13 protein-coding genes are annotated in these 16666 nt (G+C 63.8%); 2 read left to right on the forward strand and 11 right to left on the reverse strand.

What is annotated here, in order from left to right; translation table 11 throughout:
- Positions 1-66: 66 nt before the first annotated feature.
- From pdxA to A3CW_RS0131445, 4 genes are all read right to left on the reverse strand, one after another.
- Positions 67-2397, reverse strand: a complete 2331-nt coding sequence (pdxA, locus tag A3CW_RS51350; protein WP_081771893.1) for a 4-hydroxythreonine-4-phosphate dehydrogenase PdxA — start codon at positions 2395-2397, stop codon at positions 67-69.
- On the reverse strand, positions 2394-3563 hold the full coding sequence (locus tag A3CW_RS0131435; protein ID WP_028207112.1) for an iron-containing alcohol dehydrogenase: 1170 nt from the start codon (positions 3561-3563) through the stop codon (positions 2394-2396). The genes pdxA and A3CW_RS0131435 overlap by 4 nt, the downstream gene beginning before the upstream one ends.
- A gap of 58 nt (positions 3564-3621) precedes the next feature.
- A complete protein-coding gene (gene dapA / locus A3CW_RS0131440; RefSeq protein WP_028207113.1) occupies positions 3622-4509 on the reverse strand; it encodes a 4-hydroxy-tetrahydrodipicolinate synthase in 888 nt (295 codons plus the stop codon).
- 108 nt (positions 4510-4617) lie between these two features.
- Entirely contained in the window at positions 4618-5766 is a 1149-nt protein-coding gene (locus A3CW_RS0131445) for a porin (protein ID WP_028207114.1), read from the reverse strand.
- Between the two features lie 438 nt (positions 5767-6204).
- On the opposite strand from A3CW_RS0131445, the gene A3CW_RS0131450 reads away from it, so the two are divergent.
- Positions 6205-7377, forward strand: coding sequence for a branched-chain amino acid ABC transporter substrate-binding protein (locus tag A3CW_RS0131450; RefSeq protein WP_028207115.1), 1173 nt, complete (start codon positions 6205-6207; stop codon positions 7375-7377).
- 125 nt (positions 7378-7502) lie between these two features.
- Here the strand turns inward: A3CW_RS0131450 and A3CW_RS0131455 are convergent, their stop codons facing one another.
- The 7 genes from A3CW_RS0131455 to A3CW_RS0131485 form a co-directional block, all read right to left on the reverse strand.
- Entirely contained in the window at positions 7503-8255 is a 753-nt protein-coding gene (locus tag A3CW_RS0131455) for a FadR/GntR family transcriptional regulator (protein WP_035514516.1), read from the reverse strand.
- A gap of 178 nt (positions 8256-8433) precedes the next feature.
- Positions 8434-9186 (reverse strand): SDR family NAD(P)-dependent oxidoreductase, encoded by a 753-nt coding sequence (locus tag A3CW_RS0131460; RefSeq protein ID WP_028207117.1) that lies wholly within the window; start codon positions 9184-9186, stop codon positions 8434-8436.
- Between the two features lie 33 nt (positions 9187-9219).
- A complete protein-coding gene (locus A3CW_RS0131465) occupies positions 9220-9960 on the reverse strand; it encodes an SDR family oxidoreductase (RefSeq protein ID WP_028207118.1) in 741 nt (246 codons plus the stop codon).
- Between the two features lie 33 nt (positions 9961-9993).
- Positions 9994-11190 (reverse strand): NAD(P)/FAD-dependent oxidoreductase, encoded by a 1197-nt coding sequence (locus A3CW_RS0131470; protein WP_028207119.1) that lies wholly within the window; start codon positions 11188-11190, stop codon positions 9994-9996.
- Positions 11191-11228: 38 nt separating this feature from the next.
- Positions 11229-12059 (reverse strand): NAD-dependent epimerase/dehydratase family protein, encoded by an 831-nt coding sequence (locus tag A3CW_RS0131475; protein WP_028207120.1) that lies wholly within the window; start codon positions 12057-12059, stop codon positions 11229-11231.
- 10 nt (positions 12060-12069) lie between these two features.
- The gene (locus tag A3CW_RS0131480) at positions 12070-13752 is read right to left on the reverse strand and encodes a hydantoinase B/oxoprolinase family protein (RefSeq protein ID WP_028207121.1); all 1683 of its coding nucleotides are present in this window, start codon (positions 13750-13752) and stop codon (positions 12070-12072) included.
- A 3-nt stretch (positions 13753-13755) separates the two neighbouring features.
- On the reverse strand, positions 13756-15867 hold the full coding sequence (locus A3CW_RS0131485; RefSeq protein ID WP_028207122.1) for a hydantoinase/oxoprolinase family protein: 2112 nt from the start codon (positions 15865-15867) through the stop codon (positions 13756-13758).
- Between the two features lie 515 nt (positions 15868-16382).
- On the opposite strand from A3CW_RS0131485, the gene A3CW_RS0131490 reads away from it, so the two are divergent.
- A partial coding sequence (locus A3CW_RS0131490; protein ID WP_035514518.1) for an electron transfer flavoprotein subunit beta/FixA family protein occupies positions 16383-16666 on the forward strand: 284 nt, incomplete at its 3' end.

Raw genomic sequence — 16666 nt, forward strand, 5'->3', positions numbered from 1 at the left:
GGTGATGTCTCCGATTATTGTGTGCTGGGCGGCCGGCGACCGCGCTCGGACGCCGGCGGGGCCGCACTAAGCCGTTTGCACGGCGCGGCGCGTGGCGAGGTCTTGTGCCTGCTTCAGCGCTTCGAGCATGCTGCGTTCGTCGGCAATGCCCTTGCCCGCGATATCGAACGCCGTGCCGTGATCGACCGAGGTGCGGATCACGGGCAGGCCCACTGTCACGTTCACGCCGGCTTCGAGGCCCATCACCTTCACGGGGCCGTGGCCCTGGTCGTGATACATCGCCACGACCACGTCGAAGTCGCCGCGGCCCGCGCGGAAGAACAGGGTGTCGGCGGGCAGCGGGCCTTCCACGTCCCAGCCGCGCTCGCGCAGCACGGCCACGGCAGGCATGATCTTTTCCTCTTCCTCGCCATAGCCGAACAGGCCGTTTTCGCCCGCATGCGGATTGATGCCGCAAACGCCGATGCGCGGCTCTTCGATCCCGGCGCGCACGAGCGTTTCGTGCGCGCGCTCGATCGTGCGCTGCACGAGGCCCGGCTCAATCTTGCGGATCGCGTCGAGCAGGCCGATATGCGTCGTCACGTGAATCACGCGCAACTTCGGTGCCACGAGCATCATCGAGACTTCAGGAATGCCCGTAAGGTGCGCGAGCATTTCCGTGTGGCCGGGGAAGATATGGCCGCCCGCGTGGAGCGCTTCCTTGTTCAGCGGCGCAGTGCAGATCGCGTCGAGCTCGCCCGCCGAGGTCAGCTCAACCGTGCGCGCGATGTACTGGTACGCGGCGTCGCCGGCGACGGAGGAAAGCTGGCCATAGGGCATCGACTCCGGAATCAGGCCGAGGTCGATGCAATCGACCACGCCGAGCTGGAAGCGTGCTTCGGCGGGGGCCTTGATCGAGCGCACTTCGAGCGTGACGCCGACGCGCCGCCCGGCGTCGACGAGCCGCCTGGCGTCGCCGATCACGAGCGGGCGGCAGCCGTCGTACACCGACTGGTGCGCCAGGCTCTTCATGATGATTTCCGGGCCCACGCCGGCGGCATCGCCCATCGTGATGCCGATTACGGGACGATAGTTCATGGCTTCCTCTTTGCTGGAGTGGCGCGGCGCGTTCGCGTCCGCTTGCGTCATGGCGGCGAGACGCTGCCATGCGCGATAAAGGGTGTCGGGACGCCCGAAGCCGCCCGCCTTGGTGACGACGGGCAATACGCGCGCCGCCTGGGCGGCGGCCATGAGCGGCACGCCATTTTCAATTTCTTCGATCACGCGCAGCGTGGCCACGCCCATGGCCGCGAGCAGCGCGCGCGCCGTTTCGCCGCCCGTGGCGATCAGCGCGGCCGCGTGCGCAGCAGCGGGGGCGAGGCACTCCGCTAGCTGGCGGGCAAGCAGTTCGCCGTCGCCGACCAGGACACGCTCGGTCTGGCTCACGGCAACCACCGCGTGACGCCCGCGCATGAGCGTGTTCGTCACGCGCGTGCCCAGCGTGAGCGACTCGGGGCTCACGGGGTCGAGCAGTGCAACGGCGTCGACAGTGAAGACGTCGAACGCATCGCCCGCATTGGCGCGCAGTGTGGCGACCTGTTCGTGCGAGATGCTCGACATGCTGCCCACTACCGCCAGCACGCCGCGCGGGTGTTGCGCAATCGTTGCGGGTGCAACGGCTGTCGGGGGCGTTGTGCTTTGCTGCGCGTTGTCGTTCGTGAGACGCACGATCAACGTTTGTGCGAGTCCCGCCGAGCCGACCCAGAACACGCCGTCGAGCGTGGCGGAGGCTTCGGCAAGCATGGTGAGGTCGGCGTCCGTTTCGCTGTCGCAGACCACGGCCTCGCACTTTGCGGCGCGCAAGGCATCGAGACGCGCGCGCAACGGCTCAGCGCCTTCGCGCACGGCCTGCAGGTCGATGTGCGCGACCTGCAAGCCGGCGCCCGCCAGCATGGTGGGCAGATGGCCCGTGCCGCCGATGCTTTCGTTGCGCCAGACTTCCGTCTCTTCGACGGGCGTGCCGTTCACGAGCAGGCATCCGCCCCGTGTCGTGCGGCCGGCTTCCGGCAGCGCGGGCGCCACGATCGCCATACCGGCGTGTGCGGCAAGCGCGGCCACTTCGGCGGCAACGTTGCCACGCAGTGTCGAATCGATCTTCTTGTAGAGCCGCCGGCCGGCTGCGTGCGCACGCCAGGCCTGCGCGTTCGCGCTCGCGGCGTCGGCGGGCGAGGCGCGGCGCGTGTCGGTGTCGATCGCGAGCACGTCAGGAGCGTCGCCGCCGCCTTGCGCCGCCGCCGCGTTCAGGCAGACCACGCTGGCAAGGCCGCGATGCGTGCTCTTCACGGCGCAGTCGGCCGTGCCGGAGAGATCGTCTCCGAGTATCAGCAGGCGCACGTTGCGGGTGGTTGGCGTGTTCATGGCAGCAGACGGCTGTAGATCGCCTTGATGTCGTCGAGGCTCAGCGCCTTGGGGTTGTTGCCGAGCAGGCGCTTGACCTTGGCGGCCGCAACGGCGAGCGCGTCGAGATGCGTTTCCGACACGCCGAACTGGCGCAGATCCTGCGGAATCGCGAGCGCCGCGGTCCAGTCGCGCAGGCGCTCGAGAAATTTATCGGCGGCTGCCTGATCGCTGTCGTCGTGCTGCGCGATGCCGAGCGCGTGCGCGACGGTGGCGAGGCGGCCGACGATGGCGTCGAGATTGAACGCCATCACGTGCGGCAGCAGCATCGAGTTGGCCACGCCGTGCGTGATATTGAACATGCCGCCGAGCGGGTAGGCGAGGGCGTGCACGGCCGCCGTACCGGCCGCGGTGAGCGCAAGGCCGCCGTACATCGAGCCGAGCAGCATGGCTTCGCGCGCCTTCAGCGAATGGCCGTTCTCATAGGCTTCGAGCAGGTTCGCGCCGATCAGCCGCATCGATTCCATCGCGAACATGTCGCTGATGGGATTGGCCTTGGTCGAGATATACGACTCGAGCGCGTGAATGAACGCGTCCATGCCCGTGGCAGCCGTAATGGGCTTCGGCAGATCGAGCGTGAGCGTGGCGTCGAGAATCACGAGCTGCGGCAGCAGATGGCGGCTCACGATGCCCACTTTCAACGCTTCGTCGGGCAGCGTGACGATGGCGTTGGGCGTGACCTCGGAGCCGGTGCCGGCCGTGGTCGGCACGAGCACGAGCGGCACGCCCGGCGTCTTGATCAGGTCGATGCCGAGCCATTCGCGCAGCGGCTGCGCGTTGGTGAGGCGCACGGCGAAGAGTTTCGCGGCGTCGAGCACGCTGCCGCCGCCGACGGAAAGCACCGCGTCGGGTGCGAACGGCTCGATCTGGCCGCGAAACACCGTTTCCACGTTCTCGATGGTCGGCTCGGGCTGCACGTCGCGCACGAGCAAGACTTCGATGTCCTTCGCTTCGAGTGCCGCCACCACGCGCGCCGCGACCCCGTTCTCCTCCATCACCGGTTGCGTGATGAACGCAATGCGGCGAACCGGGCGGTCGAGCAGCGCGAGCTTTTCGGGCAGCTGGTCGAGGCTGTTGGCGCCGTGCACGACGTGCTTGACGGTCTGGAAGTGATAGACGGGGTTCATATCGTGAGTCTCGATTTCGGTCTTGCGGAGGGGCGTTCGTTCTGTGGCAGTCGGGGCGTCAGGCTACGCGCGGGTAGATTTCGAGCGCCTTCGCGAGGCGTTCGCGCGTGGCGGCGTCGAGCGGCTGCGCGGGCGAGCGCGCCGGGCCGGCGGGCATGCCGAGCATGGCGGCCGCGGTCTTGAGCACGACCGGCATCGTGCCGAGCGCGAAGGCGTCGCGCAGCGCACGCAGCGATTCCTGGGCGCGGCGGGCCGCCTCGATTTCGCCTGCCTGGAAGTGATTCCAGATCGACATCACGACGCCCGGTACCGCGTTCGTCGTGGCGGCAACGGCGCCGTCGCCGCCTGCGATCAGCGACCAGAGGATCATCGAATCGGTGCCCGTAAACACGGCGAAATCGTCGCGGCGCAGGTTGATGAGCTGCAGCAGGCGGTCGAAATCGCCGCCGCTGTCCTTGATGCCGCGAATGTTCGGAATCTCGGCGAGTCGGCGCACGGTGTCGATGGTGAGCGTCACGCCCGCCTTGGCCGGAATCGTGTAGAGCATCACCGGCAGCGGCGTGGCGCGTGCGATGCGCTCGTAGTGCGTGAACAGTTCGGGCTGCGAAGCACCGTTGAAGTATGGCGTGATGACGGAGACGGCGTCGACGCCCGTGTCCTGCATCTTGCTGTTCAGCTCGATCACGTCGCGCGTGGCGTAGGCGCCGGTGCCCGCGATCACAGGCACGCGCGAGCGCGCCTGATCCACGGCGATGCGCGCGATGCGCAGCTTTTCCGCCTCGGAAAGCGCGATGAATTCACCGTTGGTGCCGAGCACGAACAGCGCGTGCACGCCCGCGCCGATCAGGCGCTCGACGAGCGTGCGCAGGCCGGCTTCGTCGACTTCTTCGTCGGCGGTCATCGGGGTGATGAGGGCGGGGATGATGCCCCGGAAATTCACTGCCATGTTCGTTCTCCACTTCGCTGGAGGGCAACGCCACGTTGTCCTCCAGCCTGGCGGCGCGATGGGGCGCGCCGCGCGGTTTGCCTGCTGATTTGCCTGCGGGTTTGCTTGCTAGAACCGGTGCCGCAACCCCAATGCCGCGACGATCTGATGCGAATTGCTCGAAGCCGTGATCGGCCAGAGCGCGGCCACTGCCGCCTTGCCGGTCGAGTCGGTGCCGCTCGCGCGCTGGTAAGCGGCGGTCAGGTAAATGTCGGTGCGCTTCGAAAGCAGATAGTCGCCGCCGATATTGGCCTGGTTGTAGTGCGCGTCGCCGGCGCCGTGGCTATTCGTATATGCGTACGCTACGCCCATCAGCAGCGCAGGCGTGAACTGATAGCTGAAGTTCACTTCGGCGTTGTCGAACACCGCCGTTGCCCCGCGGTAGGCCGCAATCGGCGCCGCCGCCGCGCCCGAGCCGAGATCCTCGAAACGCGAGTTCGAATACACGAGACCGACCTTTGCGTTGCCGAACGTGTAGTTGCCCGCCACGGAGGCGACTTGCTGCGTGCGCGCCGACGTGTAGCCCGAGAAGATCGGCGAGTTGTTCGGAGAAATGGGCGCGGCGCCGGCCGTGCCGTCCCACAGCGCGGTGTTGGGGCGCGAGGTGTTGATGTACGACGCGGCCAGCGCGAGCGGCCCTTGCGAGTAGCCCGCCACGACGCTCCAGATGCGGTTGTTGTTGAAGGCGCCCGGCGTGCCGCCGAAGCTGAACAGCGCGCCGCCACGGAAACCGTGATAGCTCTGGCTCAGGAACTTGATGCTGTTGCTGACGCGCGAATTCACATACAGGTTGTCGGTGTCGCCCGGATGCGCGCCGATGCCGCCAGCCCACTGATTCGCGACGACGAGCGGTCCGACGAGATCGGCCGAAGGCTCGTTCTGGCGGCCGAGCGTGACGCTGCCGAACGGCGTTGACGCGCCCACCCAGGCCGCGCGGCCGAACATGCGGCCGTTCTGGCCCAGCGTACCCGTGGTGCTGCTAAAACCGTTTTCCAGCTGGTAGATGGCCGCATACCCGCCGCCCAGATCCTCGGTGCCCTTGAGGCCCCAGCGGCTGCCGGACAAGACACCACTCGACATCTGGTAGTTCGCCGAACCCTTCTGGTTGTTCGTGTACACGAGCGACGTGTCGATCAAACCGTAGAGGGTGACGCTGCTTTGCGCATGTGCGCCGATCGCGACGCCCAACAGGCCAAGCATGGCGGTGGTCCTTCTCATCGTTTCTTGTCTCCGGCAGGGTTAGTTTTTTGACTGTTTCGATCAAGCCCGGGGTGTTTACCTGCCACAGCTCGCTTGACTCGATCAGTTCAGTCATCTTATTTGATTGAATCGAGCAATACAACTACGGTAAAACCCTATAAATGATTGAATCGATCAAAACATCGGTCGCACCGACAGATTGCGTGGGCGGCCCGGCGGGATGCAGGCACCCATGAAATCCCTGGTGAGCGGCCGCTTTTTGAGTGATTGACATATGACGTCTCACCTAATACCTTGACGACTAAGCCGACTCGATGACGGCGGTCGCCGCAGGCCTCGCGCTTCTCTGGAAGGTCAGCGCACGTCCAGGTCATCGGGAGCTGGCGAGCCGGTTTTGTCTGGCAAAAGCGGTTCGACCGAATAGTTCTCCCTGACCACAACACGTTGAGGTATCCCATGAAAGTACCGTTTGCATACAAGCGCGCCGCGCTCGCCGTTTTCGTGGCGGCGGGCGCCGCGTCGTTCAGCGCAGCCGCTCTGGCGGGCGACGTCGTGATCGGCTTCGCCGCGCCGCTGACCGGTGGATCGGCGCACTACGGCATCGATCTGAAGCGCGGCGCGGAACTGGCGCTCGACGACGCCAATGCACAGAAGCTCGTCATCGGCGGCCAGCCCGTGCATTTCGTGCTCGACGCGGAGGACGATCAGGCCGACCCGCGCGTGGGCTCGCAGGTGGCGCAGAAGATGGTGGACGCGAAGGTGGCGGGCGTGGTGGGGCACTTCAATTCGGGCACCACGATCCCGGCTTCGCGCATCTACAACTCAGCGGGCATTCCGATGGTTTCGCCCACGGCGACCAACCCCACACTGACCTCGCAGGGTTTCGGCAACGTCTTTCGCGTGGTGAACTCGGACGCGCAGATGGGTCAGCTGGCGGGCCACTCGGCGGTGGAGGCGCTCAAGGGCAAGAGCATCGCCGTGATCGACGACCGGACGGCATTCGGCCAGGGCATGTCCGACGAGTTCGTCAAAGGCGTGACGCAGGCGGGCGGCAAGATCGTGGACCGCGAATTTGCCACGGACAAGGCCGTCGACTTCAAGGCGCAGTTGACCCGCATGAAGTCATTCAATCCCGACGTGGTGTTCTGGGGTGGCCTCGATCAGCAGGCGGGCATGCTCGTCAAACAGATGCGCCAGCTGGGCATGCGCGCGACCTTGCTGGGCGGCGGCAGCTTCGAGAACGAGACCTTCCTGAATGTCGCCGGCGAGAGCGCGAACGGCGCGGTGTCGTGGGACTACGGCGTGCCGCTGTCGAAAATGAAGCAAGGCAAGGATTTCGACAACAAGATGAAGGCGAAGTACGGCGAAGGCGTCGTGGCCTATGCGCCCGCGGCGTATGACGCGACATGGGTGCTCGTCAACGCGATGAAGAAGGCGAATTCGACCGACCCGAAGGTCTACGGCCCGTTCATCAAGTCGGTCGCGTTCACGGGTATTTCGGGCAACATTGCCTTCATGCCGAACGGCGACATGAAAGACCCGGCTGCGACGTTCTACAAGGTGATCGACGGGAAGTGGGTGCCGCAGGCGGTCGCGTACGGCGAAAAGGTCTCGGCGCTGCAGAACTGATTGCGTAGCGGGTGTCGCGCCTGGTTATTGTCTGATTAATCAGGAATGCAGATGAAAACTCGACACCCGCTTCGCCATCGATCCAACTGGCGCATGTGCGCGGAGCGTTCGTTCCGCGCACATCTTTACTCGACGCGCGTACTCGACAGATTGTGGTACCGCTCGAGGCTTTCGTTCAGATGGCGGCGCATGGCGCGACGCGCGGCCGCCACATCCTGCTTTTCGATGGCGTCGAGAATATCCGCATGTTCGCGCTGGATGCGCCGGATATAGGTCTTGCGCTCCTTCGCGTTCGCCTTCCCATGTTTGAGGCGCAGGTCGATGATGATTTCTTGACCCAGCGTGCGCAGGATGGACGCGAAATGGGGATTCTCCGAGCATGTCGCGACGGCGAGGTGGAACTCGAAATCGGCGCGCGCGCATTCGGCGTCGTCTTCCACGGAGACTATCTCCATGCGCGCGTAGACTTCCTTGAGCGCACGCAGGTGGGCTTCGGAGCGGCGCTGCGCCGCGTAGGCCGCGCATTCCGTTTCCACGCCAATCCGCAATTCGAGCACGTGCATCGAATTGTTGAGCGTGGTGCCGTCGATGAAGTCGGGGCTCGCCGGCTGATTCGGTGCTTCGGAAACGAACACGCCCACGCCATGCCGCGCGATCAGTCGTCGTCCAAGCTTGAGCGAGGCAACGGCTTCGCGCACCACGGTGCGGCTCACGCCAAATTCTTCGCACAGTTCGGGTTCGGTCGGCAACTTGCCGCCCGGCGGGTATTCGCCCCGGTCGATCTTGTCGTTGAGTGCCTGAATGACGAGTTCAGTCAGGCTGCGCCGCTTGCCGGAACTCGCAGCATTCTTCAGTAGGGTTTCAGCGTCCAGAGTCATTCCGAGTGCTCCACACCGGATCAGGAGAGCGCTGCAATTCACGGATGCAGACGTACCGCGTGGCGCGGCAGTTGCTAGTCGCGTCTGACCTGCGCCGTATGACATACTATGACTGTAACACAGTCCGGCGCAGGCTCATCCCGCCCGCCGTTGCGGCTCAAGCGGGTATTGATTTCCATCAAGCGTAGATATAGCCGCCGCTTACGATCACGTTCTCACCGGTGGCGTAGGTGTTGCGCTCGCTGGCCATCATGACGACCCACTGCGCGATCTCTTCGGGCTCGGCGGCGCGGCCCAGAGGATTGGCGCTCGCGAGTTCGCCGAGGAAGCCGAGCTTCTTTGCACGGTCCGTCGCGAATCCTGCGGGCGCGACCGAGTTCACGAGAATGCCATCCTTCGCGACTTCCTGCGCGAACGACTTCGTGAGGCTCACGACCGCGGCTTTGGTCGCCGCATAATGCGCGTTTTGCGGGTGCGCCTTGAATGCGTCCACGGACGTGATGTTCACGATGCGCCCGGCAACGTGCGCTTCGACCTTCGGGCGGCCGCGCATGTGCTCAATAGCGGCGACCATCATGTGATACGTGCCCTTGATGTTGACGGCGTTCTCCAGATCCCACTCGTCGTCACTGATTTCGAGGATAGGGCGGCGCGGATAGATCGCCGCGCTGTTGACGAGGCAATCCACGCGCCCGAGCGCGTCCAGCGCCTTGGCGAAGACGGCGTGCGCGGATTCCTTGCGCGTGATATCGCCTTCGGCGCCGAAGACCGTATGGCCTTGCGCCTTCAAATTGCCCACGGTTTCCTCGAGCAACGGGCCGTTCTTGTCGATCAGCGCGATGCTGTGCGCGCCATCGGCGAGCATCAGTTTGGCGACAGAAAGGCCGAGACCCGAGGCGCCGCCGACGATCACCACTCGTTGATTTTTCATGATGCGTAGATTTCCGGTTTTAAAGCAGGGTTTTCAGTCGACCGTGACGATTTGCGAGCCGCCCGCTGCCTGGTCGGTGGGGAAGACTTCCATGCGCGATACGTCTACCGCTTCGGGCAGTGCGAGCGCCGTCGCGATCAGTTCCGCGATGTTTTCGGGCTGAATCGAACGGTAGGCTTCGTAGAGCTTTTCGTTCGCGCCTTGCTCGCCGAGCGCCGTGCGATAGAGATTCGTCTGCACGCGGCCCGGCGCGATTTCGGTGACGCGCACTTTCGTGCCGAGCAGGTCGCAGCGCAGCGAATCGCAGAACATGCTCACGGCGGCTTTGGTCGCGCCGTAAACAGCGGTGTTCGGATGCGGAAAACGGCCCGCGCTCGAACCGATGAAAAACAGATGGCCGCGCTTGCGCCGCACCATGCCATCGAGCGCGAGTTGCGCGATATGCAGCGGCGCACGCAGATTAATATCGATCATGTTGTCGATATCGGCCGGGGTAGTTTCGCCGAACTTCGCGATAGCAGGCAGCAGCCCGGCATTGTTCACGACGACGTCGATCGCTTCGCGCCCGAACAATTCGCGCAGTGGCGCGATATCGTGCAGATCGACAGCGAGAGGCTTGACGCCGCATGCGCTCGCGAGCGCGTCGAGCGCCTTCGCGTCACGGCCTAGCGCGTAGACCTTCATGCCGTCCTTGACGAGCCGCTCGGCGATCGCGCGGCCAATGCCGCTCGATGCCCCGGTAATCAACGCGGTTTGATACGAATGGGAACTCATGTCAAAAGCCTTCGTGGAAGAATGGGGAGGGCATCAGATCACGCCTTCTTCGAGAAACGGCTTGTTCTCGACCACGCGCGCATAACCGAGCGGCGCGAGATCGAGCGAGCGATAGCCGCCGTACACGATCAGTTCGCTCAGACCGCGTCCGACCGCGGGCGACTGCTGCAGGCCGTGGCCGCTGAAGCCATTCGCAAAGAGGAAATTCGTCACCTCGGGATGCGGCCCGACGATCGCATTGTGATCGAGCATGCAGAAGTCGTAGTGGCCGGCCCACGAATTCACGACCTTGATCGCCTCGAATGCGGGAATGCGTTCGGCGAGTGCGGGCCAGATGACTTCTTCGAATTCCGCATGAATCACGTCGAAGTCGTTGACGTCCGCGAGCGGGTCCGGGTCGGGGTAGCAGCCCGTGAGGTAGTACTTGCCTTCGGGGCGGAAGAAGATGCCGGTCGTGTCGATGGTGAGCGGCACGACGCCTTCCAGCGGCGTGCGGCAGTCGAACACGAACAGGCAGCGCTTGCGCGGCTCGACGGGAATGTCCAGCCCTGCGAGGCGCGCCATTGCCGGGCCGCAGGTGCCCGCGGCGTTGACCATCAGGCCGCAGCCGATCGTCTCGCCGCTCTTGAGCATCACACCCGTGATGGTCGAGCCTTCGCGCAACACGTCGACCACTTCGTTTTCGATGTATTCGATGCCGAGCGAGCGCGCCTTGCTGCGCATGCCTTGCAGCAGGCCGTAGCTGTCGAACCAGCCTTCGCCCGACTGGCCGTAGACACCGTTGACGAGCCCTTCGGTGTTGAGCCACGGAAAGCGGGCTTTCAGCTGGTCCGGATCGAGCAGCACCACGTCGGCGCCGCATGACTGCTGTGTGGCGCAATTGCGCTCGAACATCGGCGCGCCGTTCGCATCGCCGAGATACAGGTAGCCGTTTTCCTTGAAACCGAGTTCGGGTGCGTCGCCATTCACGGCCACGCGCGCATGAAAGTCGCGGATGAACTCCGTGCCGAACTGCGAGATCTGGATGTTCAGCGGATTCGAGAATTGATGCCGGATCGACGCGCTCGACAACGCGGTCGCCGACTTCGCATAGGTCCAGTCGCGTTCGATCACGAGAACCGAGCCGTTGAAGTCGGGATTCTCCGCAAGGAAATACGCAGTCGCGCTTCCAACGACTGCGCCGCCCACGATCACCACGTCGTAGTGAGGCTTGAGTGCATGCTGTGCCATCTCAGTGTGTTCCAGATAGATCGTTGGGGAAGCGGGGCTCAGTTATCTTTTGGGTCTTCGAAGTGGCCGTCCGCCGCGAACTGGCCGCCTTGAAAGCGCACAGCCGGGTTGCGCGGATCGCCCACCTCCGTGTTCGCATAGACTTCGGCGCGATACGCATCGGCGGAATCCTTCGGGCGGTAACCGAGGTACGCGGCCTGCGTGTTGTCCCAGAAGTTCGCGCTGTTGTTCGAGTTGCCGTACACGATCATATGGCCGACGCTCGGCGTCATGATCGACTGCACGCACAGGTGCGAGAAGTCGTCATACGAAAGCCACGTCGCGAGCATGCGGCGATCGACCGGCTTCGGAAAACACGAGCCGATGCGCAGGCACACCGACTCGATGCCGAATTTGTCGAAGTAATAGCGCGAGAGGTTTTCGACGAAGGTCTTGCTCACGCCGTAAAGACTGTCCGGGCGCTGTGGCGAGTGCGCGTCGATCGTCTGCGTGCATTCGTAAAACCCGATGGCGTGCACCGAACTCGCGTAGATCACGCGCTTCACACCGGCCTGGCGCGCGCCTTCGTAAATGTTGTAGCTGCCGACTATATTCGAGTCGAGAATGACCTGAAACGTATTCTCGCGCGGCGCGCCGCCCATATGGATGACCAAATCCACGCCCTTGAGCATTTCGAACACGGCGTCGCGATCGGCGAGATCGCAGATGAAGTGCTTTTCGTTCTCGCGCGCTTCGCCCATCGGCTGACGCCCGTTGAGGCTCAGCGTCTGTGCATAGGGGCGCAAGCTCTCGCGCAGTACGGAGCCCAGCGCGCCGCCGGCGCCCGTGACCAGGATGTTCTTGAACGGCGGCTTGGTGATGTCGGTCATGCCTTGCTCCTTACTGTGGGTTCGACGCCGTGAGCGCGTCGAGCGTGAGGCCGTAATCGTCGCGCAACTGCGCTTCGGTGATGTATTCATTGCGGATGTCGCGCAGCAGGGCTTCGCGATCGCGTTGCGCGGGCGTGCCCACGCCGCCGCCGCCCGGCAGCGAAAGCGTGACGCGCTCGTGCTCGCCGACGAACTGCGTGCCTTTGCCCTTCATGCGCGTGCCGTCCGAAAGCGTGACCTGACCGGCTGCGCCTTCCTTGCCGCCCGAGCGGCCGTTCGCGGGATGATCGATACGATCGAACATCGCGTTGAAGCGGAACTGGTAGCCCTCGCGCGGACCGATTTCGACGATCTGGCCGAGGCCGCCGCGATGCTGCCCGGCGCCGCCCGACCCCGAGCGCATTTCCTTGCGCCAGACGACGATCGGACCGACCTGTTCGGTGGCTTCGACCGACATCGCGTGCACGCCGCTCGGAAACGCCGTAGCCGAAAGACCATCGAGTTCTGCGCGCGCACCGGTGCCGCCGCTATTGAACATGAGGATCTCGCTGCCCTTGAGACGCGAACCTTCCTGCGCGGCTCGCGCACTCACGTGCAGATTCCAGAGCGCGCCCGCGCCCTCGGCCGGCACACGGTTCGGCAGGATCTTGTTCAGCGCGCCGAGCACCAGGTCCGGCACGAAGTGGCCGAGCACGTGGCGCACGGCAACCGGGCTCGGCCGTTGCGCGTTGAGAATGCAGCCTTCAGGCGCCTGCACGCGGAAAGGTTCGAGCGAGGCTGCATTGTTCGGCACTTCTGGCGCGATGATGCACTTGAGGCCGTAGCATGCGTAAGCTTTCGCATACAGCAGCGGCACGTTGATGCCGAACGGGCTCGAAGGCGACGTGCCCGCGAAATCGGCGAGCAGATGATCGTCGGAAACGGTGAGCGTGACGTTGAGCTTCACCGGCGTATCGTAGCCGTCGAGCGTCATCTCGTTCGTCTGCGTTTGCTTCGGCAGCGCGGCAATGCGTTCGAGCGTCGCTTCGCGGCTGCGCGCAAGAATGAATTCGCCGATCCCTTCCACGTCCTTGAGTTCGAACTCCTTGAGCATCTCGATCAGGCGCTTGTGGCCGGTCTCGTTGCACGAGGCAAGCGCATAGAGATCGCCGACCACCTTGTCGGCTTCGCGCACGTTGTTGCGCAGGATATTCACGAGATCGCGATTCACTTCGCCGCGCTCGATCAGCTTCATGATCGGCACGAACAGACCTTCTTCGTAGATCTCACGCGAGTCGGGACCGAAGCCACGCCCGCCGATATCGACCACGTGCGCGGTGCTTGCGAAATAGCCGATCAGTTCGCCATTGTGGAAAGAGGGCGAAACCACGGTGAAATCGTGCAGGTGGCCGGTGCCTTTCCACGGGTCGTTCGTGAGGTACACGTCGCCCTCGTACATGCGCTCGACGCCGATATCGTTCATGAAATGCTCGACGGCTTCGGCCATCGTATTCACGTGACCGGGCGTGCCCGTGACGGCCTGCGCGAGCATGCGGCCGCGCTGGTCGAAAATGCCCGCGGAAAGGTCACCCGCTTCGCGCACGCTGGTGCTGAAGGCGGTGCGGATGAGTGCCATGGCCTGTTCTTCCACGACGGAAATCAGGCGGTTCCACATGACCTGCATGTGAATCGTATCGAGATTGCTGAGCGACATGCTTTACTCCTGATTGGCCTTGGCGGCATTCAGTTCTTTGGCGACGACGAGCAGGCAGCCATCGGGCTGAACCATGGCGTCGAAGGAGGAGGTGACGAGCGTCGACGTTTCCGGCTCGACGATGATCGCCGGCCCCGTTACGCTTTCGCCGACCTTGAGCGAAGCGCGCTCGACGATGGCCGCAACAACAAAGCGATGCTGCGCGGCGTCGAAGATCTTGCGCGTCTTCGGCGGCACGACGGCGTCGCGCGACGTGAGCAGCTTCAGGCGCTCGACGGGCGGCAGCGGGGAGCTGGCCTTCACGGCCCAGCTTACGATTTCGATATCGAGGCCGTCGATCGGGCGGCCGAAATATTGCGTGTAGGCGCGCGTGAACGCTTGCGTGAATGCGTCGCGATCTTCGGCGGTGAACTTGCGATACGGGAACGCCACGGGGATTTCCCAGCCCTGGCCGACGTAGCGCATGAACGCCTTCACTTCGACTTCGGGCTCGGCGTCGCCCGAACCCTGGCGCGCGAAGCGCAGGGCTTCCTCGCTCAGTTCGCCGACGATGTCGTTGAGCACCGCAGCGTCGAAGTCGTTGAAGCGCATGGTCGCGCTGCGCACGCTTTCGTAGCCGAAGGGCGCGCGCAGGAAGCCGATGGCGGAACCCACGCCGGCACCCGGCGGCACGATGAACTTCTTGATGCCGCTCTTTTCGCACAGACGCGCGGCGTGCAGCGGACCCGCGCCGCCGAACGTGATCATCGTGTAGTCGCCGATATCCTTGCCGCTTTCCACGGCATGCACGCGCGCCGCGTTGCTCATGTTCTCGTCCACGACTTCGGCGACGCCATACGCCGTTTCATCGGGGCTCAGATTGATCGCGCCGCCGACCTGTTCGACCATCGCGCTCGCGGCCTTCTCGGTGGAGAGCACAATGCTGCCGCCCGCAAAATTCGCGGGATCGAGGCGGCCGAGCAGCAGGTCGGCGTCGGTCACCGTGGGCTGCACGCCGCCGCGCTGATAGCACGCGGGGCCAGGCTCCGAGGCCGCGCTATGCGGGCCCACGCGAATCTGGCGCATCACGTCGAGCGAAGCGATCGAACCGCCGCCCGCGCCGATTTCCACCATCTCCACGACGGGAATCGAAATCGGCATGCCGCTGCCTTTCTTGAAGCGATAGGTGCGCGCGACTTCGAACGTGTTGGCCGTCTTCGGCGTGAGGTCGTCGATCAGGCAGATCTTGGCCGTAGTGCCGCCCATGTCGAACGAGAGCACCGTGTTGAGATCGTAGCGCGCTGCGATATGCGCCGCGAAGATCGCGCCGCCCGCAGGACCCGATTCGACGAGACGCACCGGAAACTCCGACGCGCTTTCGATCGAGACGATGCCGCCGCCCGAGTGAATGATGAAGATGGGGCAAACGGCGCCCGCCGCGCGCACCTCGCCGAGCAGGCGGTCGAGATACGACTTCATGATCGGGCGAACGTAGGCGTTCGCGCAAACGGTGTTGAAGCGCTCGAACTCGCGGATCTGCGGCGACACTTCGCTGGAGATCGACACCGACACGTGCGGCAGACGCTTTTCGAGTGCGTCGCGCATCATGCGCTCGTGCACGCCGTTCACGTACGCGTGAATGAAGCCGACTGCGACGCTTTCATAACCGTGTTGCTCGATGCGGGTCGCGATGGCATCGATCTGCGCTTCGGTGGGGGCGAGCAGCACGCCGCCTTGGGCGTCGATCCGCTCGGCGAGCGTGAAGCGATCGCAGCGCTCGATGAGCGGCGGCGGCAGCTTGATGTTCAGATCGTACTGTTCGAAGCGGTTTTCCGTGCGCATCTCGATGGTGTCGCGGAAGCCCTCCGTGGTAATGAAGGCCGTCTTCGCGCCGCGGCGCTCGATGAGTGCGTTCGTCGCGAGTGTGGTGCCGTGAATGATGACGCCAATGTCCTTCAACCCGATGCCAGCCTTCGCGGCGACGATACCCACGCCCTTGATGATTGCGCGCTCGGGCGCCGTGTAATCCGTGAGGACCTTGGTGGAAAAAAGTTCTCCACCCAGCTCCAGCGCGACATCGGTGAACGTTCCGCCGATATCAACACCTACCCGTGCCTTGTCGTGACTGGCCACCATGACTCTCCTGTTCAAAGCCTAAACGTATGCGGAATGCGTGTTCCGCGAACTGCTGTTGACGATCCTTGTGAGGGGGCGCTGGCGAGCGTGCCGCACCTCGATTTTCGCGTGCTCGTTGATGCGTGTCTGGCGTCTCCGAACGTTATTTTTTGCTCGTTGACATATGATGAGTGACGTCTTACAGTGCTGTCAACACGAACAAAAAGATTTTCATGTTTCGTGGCTTCTTGCCGTACCGGGCTACCGCTGTAACACATTGTTTTTCATGATTTATTGTTCGTGTCACGGCAACGAAAGAGGTTCGTTGTGACGCGGTTATCAGCGTAAACACTGATAGGTTATCGCCGCGTAAAAAATTAACTTTTCGTGGAATTTTGAGGCGATGCGGCGACGCCACCTGTAGCAGCCGTGTGTTGCTACGGAAGATGCATGAATTAGGACTATGAAATATTCATGTCGCCGCACTGAGTGCGGCTTGCCGTCGACGTGAAAGGGTAGGACGAAAGGGAACAATGATGAAAGTTCTGGTAGCAGTGAAGCGGGTCGTTGACTACAACGTGAAGGTTCGGGTGAAGTCGGATGGCACGGGCGTCGATATCGCCAACGTGAAGATGTCGATGAACCCGTTCGACGAAATCGCCGTGGAAGAAGCGGTGCGTCTGAAGGAAGCGGGNGTGGCGACGGAAGTCATCGCGGTGTCCGCGGGCGTCACGCAAGCGCAGGAAACGCTGCGCACGGCGCTGGCCATCGGCGCGGATCGCGCGATCCTGATCGAGTCGAACGAAGACCTGCAGCCGCT

It is taken from the genome of Paraburkholderia nodosa DSM 21604 (assembly GCF_000519185.1).
Taxonomy (GTDB): domain Bacteria; phylum Pseudomonadota; class Gammaproteobacteria; order Burkholderiales; family Burkholderiaceae; genus Paraburkholderia; species Paraburkholderia nodosa.

Coding starts and splice junctions, on each gene's coding strand:
- pdxA (WP_081771893.1), bottom strand. CDS start 2,397: ATGAACACGCCAACCACCCGCAACGTGCGCCTGCTGATACTCGGAGAC.
- A3CW_RS0131435 (WP_028207112.1), bottom strand. CDS start 3,563: ATGAACCCCGTCTATCACTTCCAGACCGTCAAGCACGTCGTGCACGGC.
- dapA (WP_028207113.1), bottom strand. CDS start 4,509: ATGGCAGTGAATTTCCGGGGCATCATCCCCGCCCTCATCACCCCGATG.
- A3CW_RS0131445 (WP_028207114.1), bottom strand. CDS start 5,766: ATGAGAAGGACCACCGCCATGCTTGGCCTGTTGGGCGTCGCGATCGGC.
- A3CW_RS0131450 (WP_028207115.1), top strand. CDS start 6,205: ATGAAAGTACCGTTTGCATACAAGCGCGCCGCGCTCGCCGTTTTCGTG.
- A3CW_RS0131455 (WP_035514516.1), bottom strand. CDS start 8,255: ATGACTCTGGACGCTGAAACCCTACTGAAGAATGCTGCGAGTTCCGGC.
- A3CW_RS0131460 (WP_028207117.1), bottom strand. CDS start 9,186: ATGAAAAATCAACGAGTGGTGATCGTCGGCGGCGCCTCGGGTCTCGGC.
- A3CW_RS0131465 (WP_028207118.1), bottom strand. CDS start 9,960: ATGAGTTCCCATTCGTATCAAACCGCGTTGATTACCGGGGCATCGAGC.
- A3CW_RS0131470 (WP_028207119.1), bottom strand. CDS start 11,190: ATGGCACAGCATGCACTCAAGCCTCACTACGACGTGGTGATCGTGGGC.
- A3CW_RS0131475 (WP_028207120.1), bottom strand. CDS start 12,059: ATGACCGACATCACCAAGCCGCCGTTCAAGAACATCCTGGTCACGGGC.
- A3CW_RS0131480 (WP_028207121.1), bottom strand. CDS start 13,752: ATGTCGCTCAGCAATCTCGATACGATTCACATGCAGGTCATGTGGAAC.
- A3CW_RS0131485 (WP_028207122.1), bottom strand. CDS start 15,867: ATGGTGGCCAGTCACGACAAGGCACGGGTAGGTGTTGATATCGGCGGA.